Here is a 24,403-nt window from a genome sequence, read left to right as displayed (position 1 = left end):
GTCATGTATTCAAATCCCAAAGCCCCCACAACTCCCTGTAGGAGTGAGCCTGCTCGCGATAGCGGTGTGTCAGCTGAGCAATTGCTAACTGATACACCGCTATCGCGAGCAGGCTCACTCCTACAGGGGGGAATCCGTCGGCAATGCGGTTAACAAAAGATAACGTGGCGCCGATTGTCAGACGTTTCGAAAGCCCGATAGGATGAGCCAGCTTCCGAAGTGGCTCTGGATTGCGGGTTTCAGGACTATGCTTCTGACCAGCCATCAGCGGAGCACACTTGCGGCGCCCTTGAAGGCCAATGGCCTAACAATAATAAATAGGGGAAGGTCTATGAGTCGTTGCCGCCCGCCGGCGTTACGCAACACCGCGTTGCTGGCCACAGCACTCTCCATGCTGGGCTTGGCCACGTTATCGGCACCTGTGATTGCCGCCGAGGCGCCGGCCGATGTGGTCTATGCCACTGAATCCGCCAAAGCCGCGAAAAGCCTGATACTCGATGTCGTCCACGCTGGCGCACGCCTGGTCGCGGTCGGCGATCGCGGGCACATTCTCTATTCCGATGACCAGGGCAAGACCTGGACCCAGGCCAAGGTGCCGAGCCGGCAACTGCTGACCGCTGTGTACTTTGTCGACGACCAGCACGGCTGGGCGGTCGGGCACGACGCGCAAATCCTCGCCAGCGCAGACGGCGGTCTGACCTGGACCAAGCAATTCGAAGACCTCAAACGCGAATCGCCGCTGCTCGACGTCTGGTTCAAGGACGTCAACAGCGGCCTCGCCGTGGGCGCGTACGGTGCACTGCTGGAAACCACCGACGGCGGCAAAAACTGGGAAGACGTCAGTGACCGCCTCGACAACGAAGATCAATTCCACCTCAACGCCATCGCGGCGGTGAAGGACGCTGGGCTGTTCATCGTCGGCGAGTCGGGCAGCATGTTTCGCTCCGCCGATGACGGCCAGACCTGGGAAAAACTCGAAGGCCCGTACGAAGGTTCGCTGTTCGGTGTGATCGGGACCGCGCAACCGCAGACCCTGCTGGCTTATGGCTTGCGCGGCAACCTTTATCGCTCGACGGATTTCGGCAGCACCTGGGAGCAGGTCGAGCTGAAAGCCGCGCGCGGATCGCTGGAATTCGGCTTGTCCGGCGCGACCCTGCTCGAAGATGGCTCGATCGTGATCGTTGGCAACGGCGGTTCGGTGATCAGCAGCAGCGACAACGGCGAGACCTTCAGCGTGTTCAACCGTCCGGATCGTATTTCCTTGTCGTCGGTCACCGCTGCCGGCGACGGCAATCTGATTCTGAGCGGGCAGGGTGGCGTTCACACCACGCTGCCAAACGGTGCCGAGATCAATAATAAGAAGGCGGGGCTATGACTTCCTTGATCACTCCTCAGCAGGACAAGGCGACGTTTCTTGAGCGCCTGATCTTCAACAACCGTCCGGCAGTGATCCTTATCTGCCTGGTAGTGAGTATTTTCCTGTTCTGGCAGGCCACGCTGATCCGGCCGTCGACCAGTTTCGAAAAAATGATCCCGCTCAAGCATCCGTTCATCGAGAAGATGATGGAGCACCGCAACGATCTGGCGAACCTGGGCAACACCGTGCGCATTTCGGTGGAGGCCAAGGACGGCGACATCTTCTCCAAGGAGTACATGGAGACTCTGCGCCAGATCAACGACGAGGTGTTCTACATCTCCGGCGTCGACCGTTCTGGCCTGAAGTCGCTGTGGAGCCCGAGCGTACGCTGGACCGAAGTGACCGAAGAGGGTTTCGCCGGCGGTGAAGTGATCCCGCAGAGCTACAACGGCTCGCAAGACAGTCTCGATCTGCTGCGCAATAACGTGCTCAAGTCCGGTCAGGTCGGGCGGCTGGTGGCCAACGACTTCAAGTCGAGCATTGTCGACATCCCGCTGCTGGAGTCCTACCCGGACCCGGAAGACCAGGGCAAGTTGCTTGCGCTGGACTACCGCAAGTTCTCCCATGAACTCGAAGACAAGATCCGCAACAAGTTCGAAGCGCAGAATCCCAACGTCAAGATCCACATCGTCGGTTTCGCCAAGAAGGTCGGCGACCTGATCGACGGTCTGGTGATGGTCGTGCTGTTCTTCGGCATCGCGTTTGTCATCACCCTGATTCTGCTGTTGTGGTTCACCAACTGCGTACGCAGCACCATCGCGGTGTTGAGTACGACGCTGGTGGCGGTGGTCTGGCAGCTCGGCTTGATGCACTTCTTCGGTTTCGGGCTTGATCCGTATTCGATGCTGGTGCCATTCCTGATTTTCGCCATCGGTATTTCCCACGGCGTGCAGAAGATCAACGGTATCGCCCTGCAATCCAGCGAGGCCGACAACGCCCTTACCGCGGCGCGACGTACCTTCCGCCAACTGTTCCTGCCGGGGATGATCGCGATTCTTGCGGATGCGGTGGGCTTCATCACGCTGCTGATCATCGACATCGGCGTGATCCGTGAACTGGCCATTGGTGCGTCGATCGGCGTCGCAGTGATCGTGTTCACCAACCTGATTCTGCTGCCGGTCGCCATCTCCTATGTCGGCATCAGTAAACGCGCGATTGCCAGGAGCAAGAAGGACGCCAACCGCGAACACCCGTTCTGGCGCCTGCTGTCGAACTTCGCCAATCCGAAAGTCGCACGCGTCTCTGTGGTGCTGGCGCTGATCGCCTTCGGCGGCGGCCTCTGGTACAGCCAGAACCTGAAAATCGGCGACCTCGACCAGGGCGCGCCGGAACTGCGTCCGGACTCGCGCTACAACAAGGACAACAACTTCATCATCAACAACTACTCGACCAGTTCCGACGTGCTGGTGGTGATGGTCAAGACCAAGGCTGAAGGTTGCTCGCGTTATGAGGCCATGGCGCCGATCGATGAGCTGATGTGGAAGATGCAGAACACCGAGGGCGTGCAGTCGGCGATATCGCTGGTGACCGTGTCCAAGCAGATGATCAAAGGCATGAACGAGGGCAACCTGAAATGGGAAACCCTGTCACGCAACCCGGACGTGCTGAACAACTCGATTGCCCGCGCCGACGGTCTGTACAACAACAGTTGCTCGCTGGCGCCGGTGCTGGTGTTCCTCAACGATCACAAGGCTGAAACCCTCGATCGTGCGGTACACGCGGTGCAGGAATTCGCCAAGGACAACAACAAGGACGGTCTGGAATTCATCCTCGCCGCCGGTAATGCCGGGATCGAAGCGGCCACCAACGAAGTCATCAAGCAGGCTGAGCTGACCATCCTGATTCTGGTGTACATCTGCGTGGCAGTGATGTGCATGATCACCTTCCGTTCCTGGGCGGCGACGCTGTGCATCGTCCTGCCGCTGGTGCTGACCTCGGTACTCGGCAACGCGCTGATGGCGTTCATGGGCATCGGCGTGAAAGTCGCGACCTTGCCGGTGGTGGCGCTGGGTGTGGGGATCGGTGTCGACTACGGCATCTACATCTACAGCCGACTGGAGAGTTTCCTGCGTGCAGGGCTGCCGTTGCAGGAAGCCTATTACCAGACGCTGAAATCCACCGGTAAAGCCGTGCTGTTCACCGGTCTGTGCCTGGCGATCGGTGTGTGCACCTGGATCTTCTCGGCGATCAAGTTCCAGGCCGACATGGGCCTGATGCTGACCTTCATGTTGCTGTGGAACATGTTCGGTGCGCTGTGGCTGTTGCCGGCACTGGCGAAGTTCCTGATCAAGCCTGAGAAACTGGCGGGGCAGAAGGGGAATTCGCTGTTTGCGCATTGATCTGAAAGGCTGAAACGACAAAGCCGCAACCTTAGGGTTGCGGCTTTTTTTGTGGCTCAAGATCAACAGCCCCTCACCCTAGCCCTCTCCCGGAGGGAGAGGGGACTGACCGAGGTGTGCGGCTTGATACATCGACCTGAAATACCGAGTTGATTATGGATTTAAAGCAAATCATTCGATCTGAGATACCGAGTTGATTATGGATTTAAAGCAAATCATTCGATCTGAGATAACAAGTCGATTATGGATTCACTGCAAATTGTTCAAGTCGGTGTAGTTCTTAAATATCCCCCGGTCGGTTCCCTCTACCTCTGGGAGAGGGCTAGGGTGAGGGTAAGCGGTCTCCAGCCTTAGGAGAGTTCAGCGCCAAGCACAACACTCAAAGCACTACGCGCATCATCCAGCTGCACCAACGTCGCATGCCGAGCACCAAGGGCATCACGGTTCTCAATGGCGGTAAGAATCGCCTTATGCCTCGGCAACGCCAATTCATGCAGATTCGGCCGCTGATTCGAATGCTTCAACGCCTCGGCAATCGCCACCGACAACATATTGCACAGGTTCGCCAACAAGTCGTTGTGTGTCGCATCGGCAATCCGGCTATGGAAATCAAGATCCGGCTGCAACAACGCTTCCGGTGTCGGCGCCGCTTCCATGCGCTGATACGCCTCGCCAATCGCGGCAATATCCGCCTCGGTCGCATGTTGAGCGGCGAGAGCGGCAGCCGCCGGTTCGATAATGCTGCGCACACTGGTCAGCACATTGAAAAACTCATTCTGTGGGCTGCTTTGCATCAGCCAGTGCAGCACGTCCGGGTCGAGCATGTGCCATTCGCGCCGCGCCTTGACCACCGTGCCAACCCGAGGCTTGGAATACACCAGCCCCTTGGCCACCAGCACCCGCGTGGCTTCGCGTAACACCGGCCGGCTGACCGCGTACTCCTCGCAGAGCAGGGCTTCGGCGGGCAGTTTGTCGTCGGGCAAGAAGCGTCCGGAGACGATCTGCATGCCCAGTTCCTGGACGATGCGCGAATGCATGCTTTTGCGGTCGGAAGGTTTGCGGTAATCCATGGGGAGTGGCGCGATCCTGAGCGATGGAGATGCCGCGCATCATAGCAGGCACGGCGCAATCTTGAGGGAGTACACAAAACCAAATGTAGGAGTGAGCCTGCTCGCGATAGCGGTGTGCCAGATGAACAGTTGCTAACTGACACACCGCTATCGCGAGCAGGCTCACTCCTACAGGGGAATGCATTCCAATGCAGGCTATGATGCTGGGCTGTTAATGGGAATGGCGGGGGACTTCAGCGCCTCGGCAACCTACCAGGAAGTCGAAGTCACAGCCCTGATCCGCCTGCAGCACATGGTCGATGTACAACTGACGATAGCCGCCCACCAACAACTGCTGCGGCGGCTGCAGATCGGCCATGCGTGCCGCCAGTTCGGCATCCGGAATATCCAGGTGCAGACGCCCGGTGGCGCAATCCAGCTCGATCCAGTCGCCTTCCTGCACCGTCGCCAAAGGCCCGCCGGCCGCCGCTTCCGGCGCCACGTGCAAAACCACGGTGCCATACGCCGTGCCGCTCATCCGCGCATCAGAAATGCGCACCATGTCGGTCACACCCTGCGCCAACAGCTTGGCCGGCAAGCCCATGTTGCCGACTTCGGCCATGCCCGGATAACCCTTCGGCCCGCAGTTCTTCATCACCAGAATCGAATCCTTATCGACATCCAGTTCCGGATCGTTGATCCGCGCCTTGTACATGTCGAAGTTTTCAAACACCACCGCGCGGCCGCGATGCTGCATCAGTTCAGGGGTTGCAGCGGACGGCTTGAGTACCGCACCGAGCGGCGCCAGATTGCCGCGCAATACGCAAATCCCGCCGTCAGCACGGATCGGATTGTCGAGCGTGCGGATCACCTCGTCCTCGCCATAGATCGGCGCATCTTTGGTGTTCTCGCCGATCGACTTGCCGTTCACCGTCAGTGCATTCGGGTTAGGGATCAGATTGGCTTCACCGAGACGCCGCAGCACTGCCGGCAAACCACCGGCGTAATAGAACTCTTCCATCAGGAAGCGCCCCGACGGCTGCAGATCAACGATGGTCGGCATGCCACGACCGATACGGGTCCAGTCGTCCAGATCCAGTTCAACACCGATGCGTCCAGCGATAGCTTTCAAGTGAATCACCGCGTTGGTCGAACCGCCGATAGCTGCGTTCACACGAATAGCGTTTTCGAAAGCTTCCTTGGTGAGGATCTTCGACAGTTTCAAGTCTTCGCGAACCATCTCCACTGCACGCATACCGGACATGTGCGCCAACACATAACGTCGCGCATCCACCGCCGGGATCGCTGCGTTGTGCGGCAGGGAAGTGCCCAGTGCTTCAGCCATGCAGGCCATGGTCGACGCCGTGCCCATGGTGTTGCAAGTGCCTGCCGAACGCGACATGCCACCCTCGGCCGCAAGGAAATCGTCAATCGTGATGGTGCCGGCCTTGACCTGCTCGCTGAGCTGCCAGACCACCGTGCCGGAACCGATGTCCTTGCCTTTGTGCTTGCCGTTCAACATCGGCCCGCCGGTGACGACGATCGCCGGCACATCGCAACTCGCCGCGCCCATCAGCAGCGCTGGAGTGGTTTTGTCGCAACCCGTCAGCAGCACCACGCCGTCGATCGGGTTGCCGCGAATGGCCTCTTCAACGTCCATGCTCGCCAGGTTGCGAGTGAGCATGGCGGTCGGGCGCAGATTCGATTCGCCGTTGGAGAACACCGGGAATTCCACTGGAAAACCACCGGCCTCGATCACCCCGCGTTTGACGTGCTCCGCGATCTGGCGGAAGTGCGCGTTGCACGGGGTCAGTTCCGACCAGGTGTTGCAGATGCCGATGATCGGCTTGCCATGGAACTGGTGGTCGGCGATGCCCTGATTCTTCATCCAGCTGCGGTACATGAAGCCGTTCTTGTCGGCCGTGCCAAACCATTGGGCGGAGCGCAGGGTGGGTTTCTTATCAGACATGATCGATTCTCTTATTGTATGACTATAGTGTTCCAGCTACGGCCTAATCTAAGCGCAAAATCCTAGGTTTGGAAGTGTTGTTGGTGAATTAGTAATACTATATAGTCGTTTTCGACGGAGGGATGGCCCTGACGGTTTTCCGTGAGAGGCGTCCCCCGAGGTTCTATAAAAACAACAATCGGAGACCGATCTCATGAGCCAGGAACTACGGCTAATCCGGCGCATTACGCTGAAACTGATTCCCTTCCTGATCCTGCTGTACCTGATCGCCTATGTGGATCGCTCCGCCGTCGGCTTCGCCAAGCTGCACATGGGCGCCGACATCGGTATCGGCGACGCCGCCTACGGCCTCGGCGCCGGGCTGTTCTTCATTGGCTACTTCCTTCTCGAAATCCCCAGCAACCTGATGCTCGAACGCTTCGGCGCACGGCGCTGGTTTGCGCGGATCATGATCACCTGGGGCGCGATCACCATCGGCATGGCCTTCGTTCAGGGCCCGCACAGTTTCTACGTGATGCGCTTTCTGCTCGGCGCGGCCGAGGCGGGGTTCTTCCCCGGCGTTCTCTACTACATCACCCAATGGTTCCCGGTGCGCCATCGCGGCAAGATCCTTGGCCTGTTCATCCTCTCCCAGCCGATCGCGATGATGATCACCGGCCCGGTGTCCGGCGGTTTGCTCGGCATGGACGGCGTCCTTGGCCTGCATGGCTGGCAGTGGCTGTTCATCGTCATCGGCACCCCGGCGATCCTCCTGACCTGGCCAGTGCTGCGCTGGTTGCCTGACGGTCCGCAACAAGTGAAATGGATGGATCAAGCCGAGAAAGACTGGCTGACCGGTGAGCTGAAAAAGGATCTGCAGGAGTACGGCCAGACCCGCCACGGCAACCCGCTGCATGCGCTGAAAGACAAACGTGTGTTGTTGCTGGCGCTGTTTTATCTGCCGGTGACGTTGAGCATTTATGGCCTCGGTCTGTGGCTGCCGACGCTGATCAAACAGTTTGGCGGCAGCGATCTGGTCACCGGTTTCGTGTCGTCGGTGCCGTATATCTTCGGGATCATCGGCTTGCTCATCATCCCGCGCAGTTCCGATCGTTTGAATGATCGTTACGGGCATCTGGCTGTTCTTTATGTGCTGGGCGCGATTGGCCTGTTCCTGAGTGCGTGGCTGTCGCTGCCCGTGGCGCAATTGGCGGCGTTGTGTCTGGTGGCGTTTGCGCTGTTTTCCTGCACGGCGGTGTTCTGGACCTTGCCGGGGCGCTTCTTTGCCGGCGCGAGTGCGGCGGCGGGGATCGCGTTGATCAACTCGGTAGGGAACCTGGGCGGGTACATCGGGCCGTTCGTGATCGGGGCGTTGAAGGAGTACACCGGCAATTTGGCTTCGGGATTGTATTTCCTCTCTGGAGTGATGGTGTTCGGTTTGATCCTGACGGGCGTGGTTTACCGCGTGCTGGAACGCAAACACGTCCTGCCAGTCGACCAATTCGCCGCCAGCGCCCGTGGCGCTACCCGAACCTAACTGACCAAAACCGGCCCCTGTAGGAGTGAGCCTGCTCGCGATAGCGGTGTATCAGCAAAAAAAATGTCGACTGACACACCGCTATCGCGAGCAGGCTCACTCCTACAAAGGGCGGCGGTGTTTCGAATAACACAGGAGAAAATCATGCATCTGGTTCAATTCGAATTAAGCAACCGCGAACGCCGCGTCGGCGTGGTCGACAACGATCTGGTGCGCGAAGTGCTAGACGCGCGCAGCGTGCGCGATCTGGCGCTCGCCGCCATCGAAGCCGGCAACACCCTGGAACAGCAAGTGCAGACCCTCGGCCTCGGCATCAGCCACGACTACGCCGAACTGCTCGCGCAACTGCGCATCCTGCCGCCCCTCGATCACCCGGACCCGGCGCACATGCTGGTCAGCGGTACTGGCCTGACTCACCTGGGCAGCGCCTCGGCCCGCGACAAGATGCACCAGCAGGCCGGCGACGAAGCGACGATGACCGACACCATGCGCATCTTCAAATGGGGTGTGGAGGGCGGCAAACCGGCGGCGGGGCAGGCCGGTGTGCAACCAGAATGGTTCTACAAGGGCGACGGCAGTATCGTCGTTCGCCCGGGCCAGCCGTTCCCGGTGCCGCCGTTTGCTGAAGACGCTGGCGAAGAACCAGAGATGGCCGGCCTCTACCTCATTGGCAACGACGGCAAGCCTTATCGCCTGGGTTTTGCGGTGGGCAACGAGTTCTCCGATCACATCATGGAGCGCAAGAATTACCTGTACCTCGCGCACTCGAAATTGCGCAGTTGCAGTTACGGCCCGGAACTTCGCACCGGTGAACTGCCTCAACATCTGGCAGGCACCAGTCGCATCCTGCGTGACGGTGAAGTGCTCTGGCAGAACGAGTTTCTCAGCGGCGAGGCGAACATGTGCCACAGCCTCGCCAACCTCGAATACCACCATTTCAAGTACAGCCAGTTCCTGCGTCCGGGGGATGTGCACATTCACTTCTTCGGCACCGCGACCCTGTCGTTCGCCGATGGCATCCGCACCCAGCCGGGCGACGTCTTCGAAATCAGCCAGGCCGAATTCGGCGCCCCGCTGGTCAACGGCATTGTCCCGGTTCCAGCGGCATTTGAACCGGACAGCATCGGAACCCTTTAAGGAGATCCCATGACTCAGATTCTCGGTCACAACTACATTGGTGGTCAGCGCAGCGCCGCTGGCGACGTCAAACTGCACTCCGTCGATGCGACGACGGGCGAACAGTTGCCGCACGATTTCATTCAGGCCACGGTTGAGGAAGTCGACGCAGCGGCCAAAGCTGCCGCTGCCGCGTACCCGGCTTATCGCAGCCTCAGCGCCGAACGCCGCGCGCAGTTTCTCGACGCAATTGCCGATGAACTGGATGCCCTCGGTGATGATTTCGTCGCCGTGGTCTGCCGCGAAACGGCGTTGCCCGCCGGACGCATTCAGGGCGAACGCGGACGCACCAGCGGGCAGATGCGTCTGTTCGCCAAGGTTCTGCGTCGGGGGGATTTCTACGGTGCGCGGATTGATCTGCCGTTGCCGGATCGCCAGCCATTGCCACGTCCTGATCTGCGCCAATACCGCATCGGCCTCGGTCCTGTTGCGGTGTTCGGCGCAAGCAACTTTCCACTGGCGTTTTCCACGGCCGGCGGCGATACCGCGTCGGCGCTGGCCGCCGGTTGCCCGGTGGTGTTCAAGGCCCACAGCGGTCACATGGCTACAGCAGAACTGGTCGCCGATGCGCTGATCCGCGCAGCCGAAAAAACCGCGATGCCTGCCGGTGTGTTCAACATGATCTACGGCGGTGGCGTCGGTGAATGGCTGGTCAAGCACCCGGCGATTCAGGCGGTCGGTTTCACCGGTTCGCTCAAGGGTGGACGCGCACTGTGCGACATGGCCGCTGCGCGCCCGCAACCGATCCCGGTGTTTGCCGAGATGTCGAGCATCAACCCGGTGATCGTCCTGCCGCAGGCCCTTGCCGAGCGTTCGGTAACCGTTGCTCGTGACCTGACCGCTTCGGTGGTGCAGGGCTGCGGTCAGTTCTGCACCAATCCGGGCCTGGTCATCGGCATCCGCTCGCCAGAGTTCAGCGCGTTCGTGCAGCAGGTTGCGGGTTTGATCGGCGATCAACCGGCACAAACCATGCTCAACGCCGGCACCCTCGGCAGTTATGGCAAAGGTTTGCAGAAGCTGTTGGCGCATCCCGGCATCGAGCATCTGGCCGGCAATCCGCAGCAGGGCAATCAGGCACAGCCTCAATTGTTCAAGGCCGATGCGAGCCTGTTGATCGATGGCGATGAAGTGCTGCAGGAAGAAGTGTTCGGCCCGACCACGGTGATTGTCGAAGTGGCGGACAAGGCGCAACTCAGCGCTGCGCTGCATGGCCTGCACGGGCAACTGACCGCGACGATCATTGGCGAGCAAGCGGACTTTGAACGTTTCCCTGAGCTGACGCCGTTGCTGGAACAGAAGGTCGGGCGGATCCTGCTTAACGGTTATCCGACGGGTGTCGAGGTGTGTGATTCGATGGTGCATGGCGGGCCGTATCCGGCGACGTCCGATGCCCGTGGTACTTCGGTCGGTACGCTGGCCATCGACCGTTTCCTGCGTCCGGTGTGCTTCCAGAATTACCCGGACAGCTTGCTGCCCGAGCCGCTGAAGAACGCCAACCCGCTGCGCATCCAGCGCCTCGTCGACGGCAAGCCCTCACGCGACGCCCTCTGACACGCTGCCCCTGTAGGACGTGCCGACGCGGGCGATCTTTTGATCTTGATCTTAAAAAACAAAAACAAAAGATCGCAGCCTTCGGCAGCTCCTACTCGGGGAGTCGAGCGCCATGAGCTATCATTGGCCCTTTCCCCCCTAGAAAGACTGTTTGCCATGACTGCCCAAACCCTTCTCAACGCCCTCGAACACTGCGGCATGGTCGAAATCGACGGCCTGCACGCCTTCGAATTCGCCCTCGATGAAGACGATAACCTGCACATCGAATGCATCGATGGCCGAGCGGCCAAGCATTGGGAATTCACTCCGGCTCAGGTTGCAGCAGCAACATTTGATGACTCCCTGCAAAGCTGGCTGATCGTCGGTTATTTCAATGAAACCAAAGCGATCGGCGAACACCGCCTGGTCTGCCACGGTGACGTAATCAGCAGCAGCGACGATGAGGAAGAATCTGATGAAAATGCGTAAATTCTGGCCGCTGCTGATGGCCGGCAGCGTCGGTGCCATGGGGCTTTCCAGCGCATCCGCCGAGAACTTCCAGCTGCTGGTCGGTTCCTACACCGCCAACACCAGCCAGGGCCTCTATCGAATGAACTTCGACAGCGCCACCGGCCAGATCGCCGCCAAACCGCTGCAAGTGGTGAAGAGCGAAAACCCGTCCTGGCTGACCCTGTCCAAAGACCAGCATCGCTTGTTCGTGGTTAATGAAAACGGCCCCGGCCAGAAAGACCCGGTCGGGCGTGTCAGCAGCTATTCGATCGACCCGAAGACTCACGCCCTGAGCCTGATCAATCAGGTGCAGAGCCTGGGCAACGAGCCGACTCATTCGAGCCTCAGCGGTGACGCCAGCCACTTGTTCGTCAGCAACTATTCGGTGGTGGAAGATCCGGGTGGAACGCTGGCGGTTTTGCCGGTCGGTGCCGACGGCAAACTCAAACCTGTCGTGCAGATGAGCGCGCACCCGGCGAGCCGGGTCAACCCGGAGCGCCAGGCCTCCAATCATGTCCATTCGACGGTCTCTTCGCCGGACGGACGCTACGTGTTCTCCAATGACTTGGGCGCAGACAAAGTCTTCATCTACCAATTCGATCCCAAGGCCAACCCGGAGCTGCCGCTGACCCCAGCGAAAACCGCATCCGTGGCATTGCCTGCCGGCAGCGGCCCGCGTCATCTGCTGTTCAGTGCTGACGGTAAACACGCCTGGCTGACCATGGAAATGAGCGCGCAGGTCGCTGTGTTCGACTACCACGACGGCGTGCTGACCCAGACGCAACTGGTCGATCTGGCCGCCGGCCAGCCGGCTTCGGACAAGGCTGCGGCGGCGCTGCACGCCTCGGCAGATGGCAAGTTCCTCTACGTCAGCAACCGTGGCACCGCCAATCAACTGCTGGTCTTTGCGATTGATCCGGTGAGTGGCCAGCTCAAAGAACTGCAAAAGCGCTCGGTGGAAGGTGATCACCCGCGCGAGTTCAGCCTTGATCCGAGCGGTAAGTTCCTGCTGATTGCCAACCAGAAGAGCAACGAAATTGTCGTCGTCGAGCGCGATGGCAAGACCGGTCTGCTCGGCAAAACCGTGCAGAAACTGCCGATGGACGCGCCGAGCGACCTCAAGTTTCTAGTGCGACAATAAGCCACAGGCCCCGGTTTACGGGGCCTGCCTCTTTGTATTAATCGCGCTGATATCCGGTAATGCTACAAAGCATTTCAAGCGATCAATCCTCGAGCGTTAAGTTTGCTTCACGGCCCAACCGGGCAAACAAGCCAACCGAACACGAGGGTTACCGCCATGAACTTCAATCTCTTCTCCGTGATTGCCGCTTCCGCCATCTCCGCTACCGTTGTACTGCCAGCCAGTGCCAACGTTGAAATCAGCAGCAAAAAATCCCACACCCAGAGCTACACCCAGAAATACCTGCAACAGAGCGCCAACTTCTACGCCGCCCTGGATCACAAAGCCCAACACTGAAATGCCCGCTTCGAACAACTCCCTGTAGGAGCTGCCGAAGGCTGCGATCTTGATCTTGCCCTTGGGATCGTTCCCACGCTCCGCGTGGGAACGCAGCCCGTGACGCTCCGCGTCACTGGACGCAGAGCGTCCCAAGAGGCATTCCCACGCTGAGCATGGGAACGATCAGATCGCAGCCTTCGGCAGCTCCTACACGTGTGCGCGTGTTTTTCGCGACCTGATAGGTTTTTTCAAACCTGCAAATAGACTGGCTAAATAATCAACGAAGCTGATGTTTACTATGGCAAACCCTGAGTGGTTGCCACGGCTTTTTTGATTGATTCTGTGGACATCGAAACATGCCCACGGGAGAACACCATGGCCAGCGCAATCCTTCATTCAGCCAAACGCGGCGCCTATCTGGCCATCGGTCTTTACCTGGCCGTGGTGTTGGTCGTCAGCATCGCCTCGCAGATGGAACACAGTTTTGAAGCGCCGATTCAAGTCGCCCACCCCGGCGTGCAGTTCGACGTTCGCTCGCAAAGCGTGATGGTCGACCGGGCTGAGCTCGCAGGAGTTGGCGGAGCATGAAAGGCTACAGACTTTGGGTTGTCGCCGGTTTAGCGTTCTTCACCAACGGTGCTTCATTGCTGGGAATCGGCCAAGGCTCGGTGGGTGCATTGGCCCGCGCCATAGAGGCCAATCACACCATCGCGCACAACATCGAACGGGCGAATACCCTGGGGCTGATGGCCGGCAATCCACCGGTAAAAGTCTCGGCCGATTTTCTCGGGCCGTTCGAGATAGATTGCATGGCACTGGGCATGTGCCAAGCGCTGGCTTGACCCTGTAGGAGTTGATCGTTCCCACGCTCCGCGTGGGAATGCAGCCCCGGACGCTCCGCGTCCGATTGGAACGCAGAGCGTCCCTTGAGGCATTCCCACGCAGAGCGTGGGGAACGATCAAAGCAGGAAGGTAAGGGTTATTTCTTCATGATCGAGGTGAACAGGTCGGATTCGAGGAAGCGCTGCAACCAAGTCTGTAAGCGAACATAAGGCGTCTGCGCAAACCACTCACGATCAACATGGGCGAACTGCCGAACGAAGGGCAGCAGGGCGATATCCGCCAGGCTCGGATGATCACCTAGCAAGTAATTGCGATCGGTCAGCAGCTCCTCCAGCCTCTGCAAGAACAACGCCCCCTCAGCCCGATAAATCTCCATCGGTTGCTCCGGGTAAAGTTCGGCGTACTTGTAGCGATTCAAATGCACTTTGAACCCTTGATCATTTGCTTCGATCAATTCAGCAATCCGCGAGTCGCCATCAAGCAACCAATCCTGCGGATCATTCTGCGCCAACGCCCAGCGCATGATCTCCAGACTCTCGTCAATCACCTGCCCACCGGCATCCAGCACCGGCACCGTGCCCTTGGGCGAGATCGCCAGCATCGCGGCCGGCTTGGCCTTGAGGCTGACTTCGATGATGTCCAACGGCACGCCCGAATAACGCAGCGCCATCCGCGCGCGCATCGCGTACGGGCAGCGGCGGAAGGAGTACAGCGTGTTCATTTCACCTCCAGCGTGCTCAAACCATTGCCCTGACGCTGCACCTGAATCTGTACAGGAATCCGCTCGTGCATTTCCTGCACGTGGGAAATCACCGCAACTTTGCGGCCCTGCGCCTGCAAACCGTCCAGCGCATCCATGGCCAGTTGCAGCGACTCCGGATCAAGGCTGCCAAAACCTTCATCGATAAACAGCGATTCAATCTTCAGCGTGCTCGACGCCATCGACGCCAGACCCAACGCCAGCGCCAGCGACACCAGGAACGTCTCGCCGCCAGACAACGAATGCACCGAGCGCAGTTCATCGCCCATTTCCGTGTCCATCACCAGCAGGCCGAGCATGCTGCCGCCGCGTTTCAAGCGATAGCGCTTGACCAGTTGGCGTAACTGCACGTTGGCGTGATGCACCAGTAAATCCAGGTTGTAGGCCTGGGCAATCTTGCGGAAGGTGTCGCCGGTCGCAGAACCGATCAAGGCACTCAATCGCGCCCAGCGCTGATATTCGGCATAGGCCGAGGCGATCTGCTGCGCCAGCGCCTGATTGGCGTTTTGCCGGCGCTGGTCTTCGACCTGTTCGGCACGCAGTTCGGCGCATTGCTGTTCGCTGACGGTGAACTGGTTCTGCAGGTCGGTGAGGGCGCTGGCCAGTTGTTCGGCATCGAGGTTGCCGTTGTGCTGCGCCTGATGATCGAGCAATAAGCGATCACGCTCCTGCAGCAACACCTTGGCCTGTTCGATGGCTTTTTCGTTGTGCTGCAAGCGCTGGCGCAGTTCGGCAACTTGCCCGTCATCGACTCGCAACAGATCTTCGAGGCCACCGTCATCCAGCTCCGGATGGCGGGCGCGCCAGTCGGCAATCTTGCCAGCCAGATCCTGCTCTTCGTTTTCCAGTGCCTGCAAACGCTCTTGCTGTGCCCTGAGTTCGGCGGCGATCTGCACGAGTTGCGTGCGCACGTTTTGCAGTTCCTGCGCGGTAGCGGTTTCGGCATTGCGCGCCTGTTCGACCGCTTGCTCAAGCTGCTGCTGCCAGTGCTCGGCGCTGCTGTGCTCGCCAAGCAACTGGGCGAGTTGTTGCTGGCAGGCTTGCTGTTGCTCGGTGAGTGCCGTGAATTGCTGTTCGGCGCTGAGCAACTGCTGTGCGCGGGTCTGCTGGCGATCCTGTTCTTTCTCCAGCGTCTGTTGGCGCTGTTGCTGCTCGGCCTGTTCTTCTTTCTGCTGCTCGACTTGCGCCAGGCGCTCGGCGATCTGCCGGTCAAGCTGCATGAACGTCGCGGCTGGTTCCTGGCGCAAGGCTTCCAGGGTGTCGGCCGGCAACAAACTGCCGAACGCGCTGAGTTCTTCGTCGAGACGCTGACGGTCGCTGCTCAGCTCACGCTGCTGATTGCTCAGGTGCTGCGCGGCTTGCTGGTGCGCAGTTTCGGCCTGACGCAATTGCTGGGTCAGCCGCGCGGCATCCTGTTGCAAGGTGAGCAGGGCGTTCTGGCGTTGTTCGTCCTGAGTGATGCTCTGGTTCAGTTGCTCGTTTTGCCGGGCGAGCCAGGCATCGCGCTTGTTGGCGTCCTGATTGAACAACTGCGTGGACAGCGGATGCGCGTCGAGGCTCGGCGCCAACGCTTGCTGCTGGGCGGCCAGTTGTTCTTGCTGTTGCAGCAATTCTTTCTGCTGAGCAATGACGCCACCGACTTCGGCGCGCAGTTCAGTGAGTTTTTCCTTGAGCTGATCAACGACTTTCTGGGCGTTGGCCTGCTCGCTTTCATCATGACGACCAAGGCTTTGCAGCAGCGCTTCGGGCTGATGATAGGGATGCTCGTTGCTGCCGCAGACCGGGCACGGCTGATCGTCCTGCAACTGCGCGCGCAATTCTTCGACACTGGCACTGCGCGCCAGACGCTGGCGTTCAAGCAGTTCGCGAGTGACGTTGAGGGTTTGCTCAGCGATGGTCAGTTCGGCTTTGCTTTTCACGCCGTCCTGAGTCAGTCGTTCGCGCTCCTGCTGGGCGTTGAGTTGACGCTGTTGCAACTCGGCGCTGCGTTTGTCCAGATCCTGTTGCGTGGCCCACAGACGCGACAGGTCTTCGAAGGCGCGCAGTTGCTTGCGGTTGTCCTGCAGCAGCGTGCCGAGGATGCCGATCTGCTCAGCGACGGCGTCGGGTTCGGCGCCGGCCTCTTTGAACAGTACTTCCAGTTGCTGCTTTTGCGTGGTCAGCTCTGCGGCGCTGCGCGTGGCGTTTTCTTCGAGGCTCGCCAGTTCCGCCTGCCCCTTGTTCAAGCGATTGCCGATCAACATCAACTGTTGCAGGCGATCGCGGTAGGCATTCCACGCATCACTCAGCGGTGCCAGATGGGTACTTTGCTCCAGCTCAGCGGCGATGCGTTGCAGGCGTTCAGCGACTTGGGTCTGTTTATCCAGCAAGGCTTGAATGGCATTCTGGCCCTCGGTGCAAGCCTGCTGCGCATTGAGCCTGGCTTCGGTACTTTGCGCGACATCCTTGGCCAGACGGGCGAGGGTGCTTTGCTCTTCGAAGGCCTGACGCAATAGCGGCGCGTTTTCAATTTGCCGTTGTTGCGCTTCGCTCAGGGCGACTTTCGCTGCTTCGAGATTCTGCTCCAGTTGCGTCTGGCGCTCAGTCAGTTCGGCATGTTGCCGGGTGTGCGCGGCAATTTGCGCGGCCAGTGGCGTCAGCAGGGCATCGAGTTCGCTTTTGCGCGCGAACTGGTGTCGCTGCGGGCCGAGCTGCTCCAGTCGCGTCAGTTTCACCCGCTCGCCGGCCAGACTTTCCGAATGCTGTTGCGCGCTGTGCAATTGCTCGGCGGCCGCTTGCTGCGCTTCCTGCAACACACGCAAATCCTTGAGCCAGCCGTGCTGTTGCTCAAGCTGTTTGAGCTGCGCCTGCTGCAACTTCATTTGCTGTTGCGCGGCGTTGAAGCGCTCATCCAACTCGGCCCGCGCTTCGGGCGCCAACGGGGTCACGCCGGTCGCCTGATCCTGCAACAGCTTATGCGCTTCGCGGGCTTCTTTAGTCTTGTCGAAGGCGCGGCGGCCGAGGCGGGTGTAGAGCGCGGTGTCGGTGAGTTTTTCCAACAGTTCGCTGCGGTCGTTGTCGTCGGCTTTCAGGAACGCGCTGAACTCGCTCTGGGCCAGCAGCACGGCGCGGGTGAACTGTTCGAAGTTCAGGCCGAGCGCGGCTTCCAGTTGGGTTTTGTATTCGCCTTTCTGACTGGCGAGCAGTTGATCCTGATCGATGTCGCGCAGGCTCTGCCGGCTGGCCTGCAACTTTCCGCCGGCCTTCTCGCGGGCGCGATTAGCTTCCCAACGTGCCCGATAGCGACGGCCATCGACACCGACGAAATCCACTTCGGCATAACCTTCGCCGGTACCGCGACGCAGCAAGGTGCGCGGGTCGCCGGTGGCGATTTCACCGTCGGCATCCGGAACCTTGGCGTCACGGCCGGTGTTGTTCAGGCGCGGCACGGCGCCAAACAGCGCCAGGCACAAGGCGTCGAGCAAAGTACTTTTACCCGCGCCGGTCGGGCCGGTAATCGCAAACAAACCGGCACTGGCCAATGGTTCAGCGGTGAAATCAATCTCGAACGGCCCGGCCAGCGAGGCGAGGTTCTTCAAACGAATGGCGAGAATCTTCATGGCTGCTCGCCCTCCAGTTGTACGTCCTGCAGCAGTTCGGCGAAGTCCTTCAGCGTTTGCTCGTCGACCTCGCTGCCATAGTTGTCGAGCCAAGCGCGGCTGAACAGTTCCTGCGGAGTGAGCTGGTCGAGTTCGATCAGCGCGGTGGCGTCTTCGACGCCGTCAGCGCCTCGGTTGCCGGCGTACTCGGCGGCGATGCGCACCAGGCGCACAGCTTTGCCTTGCAGGGCGCTTTCCACTTGATGGCGCAGATCCGGCTGCGGTTCATCGAGGGTTACGCGCACTTCCAGCCACGGCTGGCGTTGGGTTTCGGCGAGCAGATCGACGTTCGGCAGGTCCGCCAGTTGCAGCAGGATTTCGGCCAGCGGTGCCGGGCCGATGCGCTGCAGATTGACCGAACGCGGGATCAGTTTCGGCTCGACGCTGACCAGGGTTTCGCCGTCGAGGGTGACGTCGAGAATCTGGTGCTGATAGCCGATCTCCGAGAACGACAACGGAATCGGCGAGCCGCTATAACGAATGCGCTCTTCACCGTTGACCTTCTGCGGCTTGTGCAAATGCCCGAGGGCGACATAACTGATACTCGGCCCGAACAAACTGGCGGGCAGGGCTTCAGCGTTACCGATGATCAGGCTGCGCTCGGAATCTTCCGACACCGAACCGCCGGCCATGTGTGCATGGCTGATGGCGATCAATGCTTGACCGGGTTGGCGCTTGGCGTTGGCCGCTTCGATCAGCCATTCGTGCACCTGACCGATGCCGCGCAGATAGTTGTCGCCCAGATGCGCGCCCGTCACCTCTGCTGGGCGCAGGAACGGCAGCGCCAGGCACCACGCGGCGACTTCGCCGGTTTTATCCGGCAACGGCAGCAGCAGGCGTTCGGCATCCAGTTGCCCGTCATCCAGCCACAACACCCGGCCCAGCGCATGCGTGCGCAGACGGCGCATCAGCGGCGCGGGCAGTTCAATCCGCGAACCGGAATCGTGGTTGCCGGCAATCATCACGATGGTCAGCAACGGCTGCTGTTCGTGGGCGCTGACGATGAAGTCGTAGAGGCGTTCCTGGGCTTTGACCGGCGGATTGACCGTGTCGAAGATGTCCCCGGCAATCAGCAGCACATCCGGCTGCGCCAGTTGCAGTTGGCGCAGCAGCCATTCGAGGAAGCACGCATGCTCGAAATCGCGCTCCTGGCCGTGCAGGTTTTGCCCAAGGTGCCAGTCGGAGGTGTGGAACAGACGCAAGGTGGACTCCGCAACATTTAAAGAGGTGATGGCCGCGAGGAAGTGATGGGCGGCGAAAGAGGGGAGAGTTTACAGATTATTGCGCGAGTGGGGCTTGTCGGGTCAGGGTACAACAGGGCATATCGATGAATCCCTTCATTGACGCCCAAATGGCGGCTATCTAGTATCTGGCCATCATATTGATATTGCCTCGACCGCATGGAGCAAACGCAGTGCAACTGATCAACTCTATTCCCCCGGTTACCGACACTGAAAAATATGATGCCTGGAAGAAACAGTGGTCGAATCAGGAGGGGTTGGATATGCATTCGTATATCAATGATCAATGCCACCCGGAACAGATGCTGGTGTTTTCGACGTTGTTCTTCCCGACGTTCGTCGTGTCTCAAGGGGCGTTTTTCTAGAGCGAAATTTTTCAGTAGAAACGTTGGCGCGCTGCTTGAGCCTAGCCTCTCACGACATGGCAGAGGCTGAACGGTTGTTGAATTATGTGAAGCTCTACGATGTTTTTGGTCAATACGGAGATGGCGTGTCGACCGCCATATTTCTTCAGTTGTGCGAGGTCATTGGGTTTGCCTGGCGCATGGTGCTGAAGGAAAAATTCCCGGACAAGTTATTCAGTGTCGAGGTGTCGAACTCCGATGAGAATTACGGCCCGGTGGTTACGTTTTATCAGGTGAAGAAATGATTGATAGTGGGTTGGCAGGCTTTCCGCCCGGAGAATACGGACAGTGAAGATACTTTGCCCGAGGTGCGAGCAGGACCACATTGTCGGTGCCAGTATCAGGGCTACCGGGACTGAGCTATTTATATGTCCAGAGTGTGACGCCATCTGGTTTGCAATTGAGAAAGTTGGCGTTGAACCTTTTATGGATTTTGGTACTTACATGAAAAGCTTGGGGCTTTCAATGCTGTGGGACGAGTTGGACATCATTTCCGAAGGGCCTTAGGCGGTGTGAATCTGGCGTGGAGGGAGGTTCTGTCCCGGTTCTGTCTTCAGATAGCCGAGCACTTGGTGGTTGTCCGACAAGCTTCAAAAAATATTCGTGTCAGGTGGGAGTACGCACGGTGGGTTGCGAATGGTGTGTAATCGAGCAGTTCTATTCGCTGGGCGAATATGATCGTTTTGTGGTTTGGATCAATCATCAAGTAGTGGGGCTGCGGAACGCGTTCCGGTAACAGACAGCTTCGCCGGTCCGGGGTTTGATGAGTGTTGGTACAAATGCACCGACAGCGCAGTGGTCTGGCGTTTGGTTGCGCCCGATCCTCCTTTTCGTGGGTATTGGGCGCCGCTTGATTGAAGTCCTTTTATAACGTTGGCTTTTACGTTCGGTTCATGCGGGTTAAACGGAGGCAGATAACGTTTGAACCGGGCGTTGTCCCGGTTCTATCTAAAAATACCCGTGTGCAAAAAGAGAACGTTGAGATGAATGATTTCGAGTCGGTTAAAAACCTTATCATCCAATTGGTAAAAGAAAAGACCGGTGATTTTGATGGCGATAGCTGGGAGGCTGATTACAAACTGAACTGGGAGTCCGAGTTGGCGGAAAGGCTCGAGATTGCTCTTTTCAGTATGTCTAAAATGGCCTCCGCCAGGGAGAGTGGCGATGATGTCATGTTGACGGCGGCGCTGGTGCATTCACGGATGAACTTCATGGATCTCGCGAATTTTTTCAGGGACATCTTTGACGATCTGGATGCGCTGCTCGTAAAACCAGTCTGGCCAGATATTCCTGAAGGGTTTGATTATGGAAAAAGCGCGAATTAACGGGCAGTGTGGTTTTATTCCGAGGGGATCCGCGCACAACGGTTTTTTCTGTCTATGAACCTTACGTATCGGACGCATTCATGGAACTGAAGTTTTTTCATCATTCAGCCGGTCCTCATCCTGTTGTGGGTGAGGTCTTTTATGACATGGCGCAAGTGAGTCCTGGACAGGAAGGGGCTCAACGCTATGAGCTTTATGTCTGCAGTGTGCTGGATGCCGTCGCACAAACCCCCGCAAGTTGTGACCGGCTGCTTGGGTATCTGGCGTCGGTACTGGATGGCACAGAGCAATCAATTTGTGCGGGTGGAAACGACGTTGTATTGAATATTGATACCACGGGTGTGCAGGTTGACATATCGATCAATGACGACTGGATCGGTCAGCCTGAAAGCAAGTTCACCTTGCAGGAATGGCAAAAAATTCTTGAAAGTTGGAAGTACCTCTTGGAGATGCCCAAGGGGTCAGATGAGGTTGTGTTAGTCCAACTGACATAGAAAATGTAGACCCTCAGCGTACGAACTGAGGAGTAGTCGTAAATTCCAAGGCATTTATGGAACTGAAATTTTATCAAACCGCCGGCGGTACCTATCCCCAAGGACAGTTGTTTCACGCGATCGTTGAAGTGAATTCTGATCAGGAAGACGCTGAACGCTATCAGCTTTATGTGTGCAGCGTTCTTGATGCCATCGCACAAGTTCCGGAGGATTGTGATCGTCTGCTGGCAGCTATGTCATCTGTAGAGGCGGGCGTGCAAGCTTCAATCACTGACGGGGGAAACGATGTCCTGTTGAATATGAGTGATGAGGGAGTACAGGTCGATATTCTGGTCAACGATGACTGGACTGGGCAGCCGCAAAGCTGGTTTAAGTTGCAGGAGTGGAGGAAAGTTCTGGAGCAATGGAAGTGGCTTCTCGAATTGCCGGATGGTTCTGACGAGGTTGTGATACTGAAATTGCCATAGGTCATCACTGAAACGGAAGAAAGGGGCTGAGATTAGAATCGATAAGGATTTGATGAACAGTCGGTACGCTGTTGTGTTAGGTCGAGGCAGCTATAAATAGGACAGACCACGTTTAAATAAACGTGGTCTGTCCCCGATTCTGTCTCCCCGATTCTGTCATGAGAACGAAGCCCAAAAAATACCGGAGATAATCGAGTGATTACAGATGATCTAGAAATCGTCAAAAAAATTTTTCAGATGGTCCACGAGGGTATCGCTCACGGATACGACGCCTTCCGTTACGAGATAGAGATGGGTGAAGGGTTCATGGAGGCCGAACTGACAGTCGAAAAAGACGGAGTTGAGGTAACGGACGCTGAAGTCGATTTTGATGTCTCCGACGTGTATTTTTTGGCAAAAGATTTAAAGGCGAATGCCGTGCAGCGTGGCGAACCCTGGAAATCTTTTGTCATGTCTTATCGCGACGGTGAGCAAGTGAAGACCAAATTCAATTAGTAATTCACCCAAGTCTTTTCAAAAGCGTGACCTTATGTCCGGAACGATGGACTGCACTCGCCGTCCGTTTTTTCGCATTTGAATTACTTCGTTGCCTGCGCTTCGTGGCAGCATCTCGAAGCGTATCCTCCTTCATACCGGAGGATAATGGGACAGACCACGTTTAAATAAACGTGGTCTGTCCCCGGTTCTGCGCAAAGTGTTCTATGAAAACAGGGTTAGAGAGGCGCTGGACGATCCATCAAAAACAGTTGGTGTAACGACCGTCAGGTTCGTGCGTGAAGACCCTGGGTCAGTCCGTCCTGACGCGATGAGAGTTACTTACATAATTGATGGGAAGGCTAAAACCGTACTCTTTAAAAACGAGCCCCATCAAATTCCGGAGGTTATATAGTGATTACTGAAGATATAAAAATCGTCCAGGAAATCTTCCAGGAAGTCGAAGCCGGTATCGTCCATGGCTACGATGCATTCAGCTACGGTGTCGAGTTGGGTGAGGGATACATTGAGACGGAGCTGGGTGTTGAGAAGGACGGAGTGGAGGACTGGAACGTCGAGACCGATATGAACGACGCGAAAATTCTGCGTCTTGTAGGCGAATTACAGGCCAACGCAGACAAGCGTGGAGAACCATGGAGGTCATTTGTCATGTCTTATCGCGAAGGCGAGCAAGTGAAAACGAAATTCCAGTATTGATTCGAGATGACACATTCTGGCATCCCGGGATTGCAGCAGGCGGCACTTGCCGCCTCTTGTCGTTTACCTGACAGGTACAGATAGACTGCGCTCGGACGGAGGATAATGGGACAGACCACGCTTAGAAAGTGTTCCAAAAACGTATTCTGTCCCCGTTTTACCCCGTTTAAATAAACGCGGTCTGTCTCGAGGGATCAAAGGTCTTTAATTTATGACAGTTGAAAATGAAGAAGGCCATCTCCTGAATGTTATTGCTGAAATTGGCGTATTGGAGTGGCAAAAGTATCAACAGCGTTTTCCAAAAGTAAGGGTCGCGAATGAAATGCAGCGGGAGGATCATTCTGCGCTGCCACCCTTCATCGCTTTCAGGTTTGAGTGTATTAGCAAGGTTGATATCGACAAGTTAAAGGCCGCCGTGGAAGGCTACAAGGGGTCTTTACCATGGTCGCTTGTTGGCCGGTCACGAGAAGGGCTACCTGGGATTAACTGGATGATTGCACCGTCAAGGTTGTGGGACGTGGGTGAATGTGCTTTGCAAGCAAACATGACGGCAGCGGCCTATTTGTCCATTCATGAACCTTTACTTGGTCCAGTGGCATACGAGGATTTAATTGGACTCACGGAACATATTCGTTCTGTGTTTGATCACTGAGGATACTGGGACAGACCTCGTTTAAATAAAAACGTGGTCTGTCCCTGAGGGATCCACTTAGAAGGGGGGATGATAGGAACAATCAATTTCCGGAGGAGAGAGAGTGATTGCTGAAGATTTTGAACTTGTGGCAGCCATTTTTCAGCTGGTTGAGGCCGGAATTGTTCACGGTTATGACGCCTTTCGATACCGCGTTGAATGGGGGGGGAACTATATGGAGGCAGACCTCGCCGTTGAAAAAAATGGCTCAGAAATCTGGGATGCTGAAACTGATTTCAACCATTCGAAAATCTATGCGCTTGTAGAAAAATTACACGAGCATGCAGTCGCTCGCGGTGAGCCCTGGAAGGCATTTGTTCTCTCCTATCGCGAAGGCGAACAAGTGAAAACGAAATTCGACTATTGATTCCGATTGTCTTCAGC

24 protein-coding genes are annotated in these 24,403 nt (G+C 57.7%); 19 read left to right on the top strand and 5 right to left on the bottom strand.

The annotated features are described in order from the left end of the window. Positions 1-331: 331 nt before the first annotated feature. Both AC0ZWN_RS01720 and AC0ZWN_RS01715 read left to right on the top strand, forming a co-directional pair. The gene (locus AC0ZWN_RS01720) at positions 332-1,375 is read left to right on the top strand and encodes a WD40/YVTN/BNR-like repeat-containing protein (RefSeq protein WP_476333827.1); all 1,044 of its coding nucleotides are present in this window, start codon (positions 332-334) and stop codon (positions 1,373-1,375) included. Beyond that, on the top strand, positions 1,372-3,756 hold the full coding sequence (locus AC0ZWN_RS01715; RefSeq protein WP_093437794.1) for an efflux RND transporter permease subunit: 2,385 nt from the start codon (positions 1,372-1,374) through the stop codon (positions 3,754-3,756). The genes AC0ZWN_RS01720 and AC0ZWN_RS01715 overlap by 4 nt, the downstream gene beginning before the upstream one ends. A 350-nt stretch (positions 3,757-4,106) precedes the next feature. On the opposite strand, the gene AC0ZWN_RS01710 is transcribed toward AC0ZWN_RS01715, so the two are convergent. Both AC0ZWN_RS01710 and AC0ZWN_RS01705 read right to left on the bottom strand, forming a co-directional pair. After that, positions 4,107-4,826, bottom strand: a complete 720-nt coding sequence (locus AC0ZWN_RS01710; RefSeq protein WP_093437799.1) for a FadR/GntR family transcriptional regulator — start codon at positions 4,824-4,826, stop codon at positions 4,107-4,109. Between the two features lie 211 nt (positions 4,827-5,037). Continuing rightward, positions 5,038-6,774: an IlvD/Edd family dehydratase gene (locus tag AC0ZWN_RS01705; RefSeq protein WP_108226767.1), complete on the bottom strand. Its 1,737-nt coding sequence runs from the start codon at positions 6,772-6,774 to the stop codon at positions 5,038-5,040. Between the two features lie 193 nt (positions 6,775-6,967). Here AC0ZWN_RS01705 and AC0ZWN_RS01700 point away from each other — a divergent pair, with 193 nt between their 5' ends. The 8 genes from AC0ZWN_RS01700 (at position 6,968) to AC0ZWN_RS01665 (ending at position 13,807) form a co-directional block, all read left to right on the top strand. Continuing rightward, positions 6,968-8,290 (top strand): MFS transporter, encoded by a 1,323-nt coding sequence (locus AC0ZWN_RS01700; RefSeq protein ID WP_077573249.1) that lies wholly within the window; start codon positions 6,968-6,970, stop codon positions 8,288-8,290. 144 nt (positions 8,291-8,434) lie between these two features. After that, positions 8,435-9,427: an AraD1 family protein gene (araD1, locus tag AC0ZWN_RS01695; protein ID WP_476333825.1), complete on the top strand. Its 993-nt coding sequence runs from the start codon at positions 8,435-8,437 to the stop codon at positions 9,425-9,427. 9 nt (positions 9,428-9,436) lie between these two features. After that, a complete protein-coding gene (locus AC0ZWN_RS01690) occupies positions 9,437-11,017 on the top strand; it encodes an aldehyde dehydrogenase (NADP(+)) (RefSeq protein WP_476333824.1) in 1,581 nt (526 codons plus the stop codon). A gap of 156 nt (positions 11,018-11,173) precedes the next feature. Further along, the gene (locus tag AC0ZWN_RS01685) at positions 11,174-11,485 is read left to right on the top strand and encodes a DUF5629 family protein (protein ID WP_134173684.1); all 312 of its coding nucleotides are present in this window, start codon (positions 11,174-11,176) and stop codon (positions 11,483-11,485) included. After that, on the top strand, positions 11,472-12,647 hold the full coding sequence (locus tag AC0ZWN_RS01680; protein ID WP_476333823.1) for a lactonase family protein: 1,176 nt from the start codon (positions 11,472-11,474) through the stop codon (positions 12,645-12,647). Before AC0ZWN_RS01685 ends, AC0ZWN_RS01680 begins: the two co-directional genes overlap by 14 nt. Before the next feature lie 156 nt (positions 12,648-12,803). After that, positions 12,804-12,983, top strand: coding sequence for a hypothetical protein (locus tag AC0ZWN_RS01675; protein ID WP_201148133.1), 180 nt, complete (start codon positions 12,804-12,806; stop codon positions 12,981-12,983). Between the two features lie 357 nt (positions 12,984-13,340). Next, entirely contained in the window at positions 13,341-13,553 is a 213-nt protein-coding gene (locus AC0ZWN_RS01670) for a hypothetical protein (RefSeq protein WP_476333822.1), read from the top strand. Then, the gene (locus AC0ZWN_RS01665) at positions 13,550-13,807 is read left to right on the top strand and encodes a hypothetical protein (RefSeq protein ID WP_093437845.1); all 258 of its coding nucleotides are present in this window, start codon (positions 13,550-13,552) and stop codon (positions 13,805-13,807) included. The genes AC0ZWN_RS01670 and AC0ZWN_RS01665 overlap by 4 nt, the downstream gene beginning before the upstream one ends. Positions 13,808-13,944: 137 nt before the next feature. Here the strand turns inward: AC0ZWN_RS01665 and AC0ZWN_RS01660 are convergent, their stop codons facing one another. The 3 genes from AC0ZWN_RS01660 to AC0ZWN_RS01650 are packed head-to-tail and all read right to left on the bottom strand — an operon-like array spanning position 13,945 to position 19,408. Next, entirely contained in the window at positions 13,945-14,529 is a 585-nt protein-coding gene (locus AC0ZWN_RS01660; protein ID WP_476333819.1) for a glutathione S-transferase, read from the bottom strand. After that, positions 14,526-18,167: an SbcC/MukB-like Walker B domain-containing protein gene (locus AC0ZWN_RS01655; protein WP_476333817.1), complete on the bottom strand. Its 3,642-nt coding sequence runs from the start codon at positions 18,165-18,167 to the stop codon at positions 14,526-14,528. Before AC0ZWN_RS01655 ends, AC0ZWN_RS01660 begins: the two co-directional genes overlap by 4 nt. Further along, positions 18,164-19,408, bottom strand: coding sequence for an exonuclease SbcCD subunit D C-terminal domain-containing protein (locus AC0ZWN_RS01650; protein ID WP_476333816.1), 1,245 nt, complete (start codon positions 19,406-19,408; stop codon positions 18,164-18,166). Before AC0ZWN_RS01650 ends, AC0ZWN_RS01655 begins: the two co-directional genes overlap by 4 nt. Before the next feature lie 212 nt (positions 19,409-19,620). Between AC0ZWN_RS01650 and AC0ZWN_RS01645 the strand changes: the two genes are divergently transcribed. The 9 genes from AC0ZWN_RS01645 (at position 19,621) to AC0ZWN_RS01605 (ending at position 24,386) form a co-directional block, all read left to right on the top strand. After that, complete coding sequence (locus tag AC0ZWN_RS01645) at positions 19,621-19,812, top strand: hypothetical protein (RefSeq protein WP_460090621.1); 192 nt, start codon at positions 19,621-19,623, stop codon at positions 19,810-19,812. A 125-nt stretch (positions 19,813-19,937) separates the two neighbouring features. Further along, positions 19,938-20,096: a hypothetical protein gene (locus AC0ZWN_RS01640; protein ID WP_460090622.1), complete on the top strand. Its 159-nt coding sequence runs from the start codon at positions 19,938-19,940 to the stop codon at positions 20,094-20,096. 738 nt (positions 20,097-20,834) lie between these two features. Next, positions 20,835-21,176 (top strand): hypothetical protein, encoded by a 342-nt coding sequence (locus AC0ZWN_RS01635; protein WP_134173654.1) that lies wholly within the window; start codon positions 20,835-20,837, stop codon positions 21,174-21,176. A gap of 80 nt (positions 21,177-21,256) precedes the next feature. Further along, positions 21,257-21,670 carry a hypothetical protein gene (locus tag AC0ZWN_RS01630; RefSeq protein WP_093437870.1) on the top strand — a complete coding sequence of 138 codons (414 nt, stop codon included), beginning with the start codon at positions 21,257-21,259 and terminating at the stop codon, positions 21,668-21,670. Positions 21,671-21,726: 56 nt separating this feature from the next. After that, complete coding sequence (locus tag AC0ZWN_RS01625; RefSeq protein ID WP_476333814.1) at positions 21,727-22,137, top strand: hypothetical protein; 411 nt, start codon at positions 21,727-21,729, stop codon at positions 22,135-22,137. Between the two features lie 195 nt (positions 22,138-22,332). Next, positions 22,333-22,632, top strand: a complete 300-nt coding sequence (locus tag AC0ZWN_RS01620) for a hypothetical protein (RefSeq protein WP_476333812.1) — start codon at positions 22,333-22,335, stop codon at positions 22,630-22,632. Between the two features lie 393 nt (positions 22,633-23,025). Next, positions 23,026-23,328, top strand: a complete 303-nt coding sequence (locus AC0ZWN_RS01615) for a hypothetical protein (protein ID WP_476333810.1) — start codon at positions 23,026-23,028, stop codon at positions 23,326-23,328. 211 nt (positions 23,329-23,539) lie between these two features. Next, a complete protein-coding gene (locus AC0ZWN_RS01610; protein ID WP_257358300.1) occupies positions 23,540-23,980 on the top strand; it encodes a hypothetical protein in 441 nt (146 codons plus the stop codon). Positions 23,981-24,083: 103 nt separating this feature from the next. Further along, positions 24,084-24,386: a hypothetical protein gene (locus tag AC0ZWN_RS01605; RefSeq protein WP_099758854.1), complete on the top strand. Its 303-nt coding sequence runs from the start codon at positions 24,084-24,086 to the stop codon at positions 24,384-24,386. Positions 24,387-24,403 lie beyond the last annotated feature (17 nt).

The organism is Pseudomonas sp. 3B-A001-10F, from assembly GCF_056313565.1.
The sequence above is the reverse complement of the archived record's forward strand: the minus strand, read 5'-3'. Positions and strand labels throughout refer to the sequence as shown.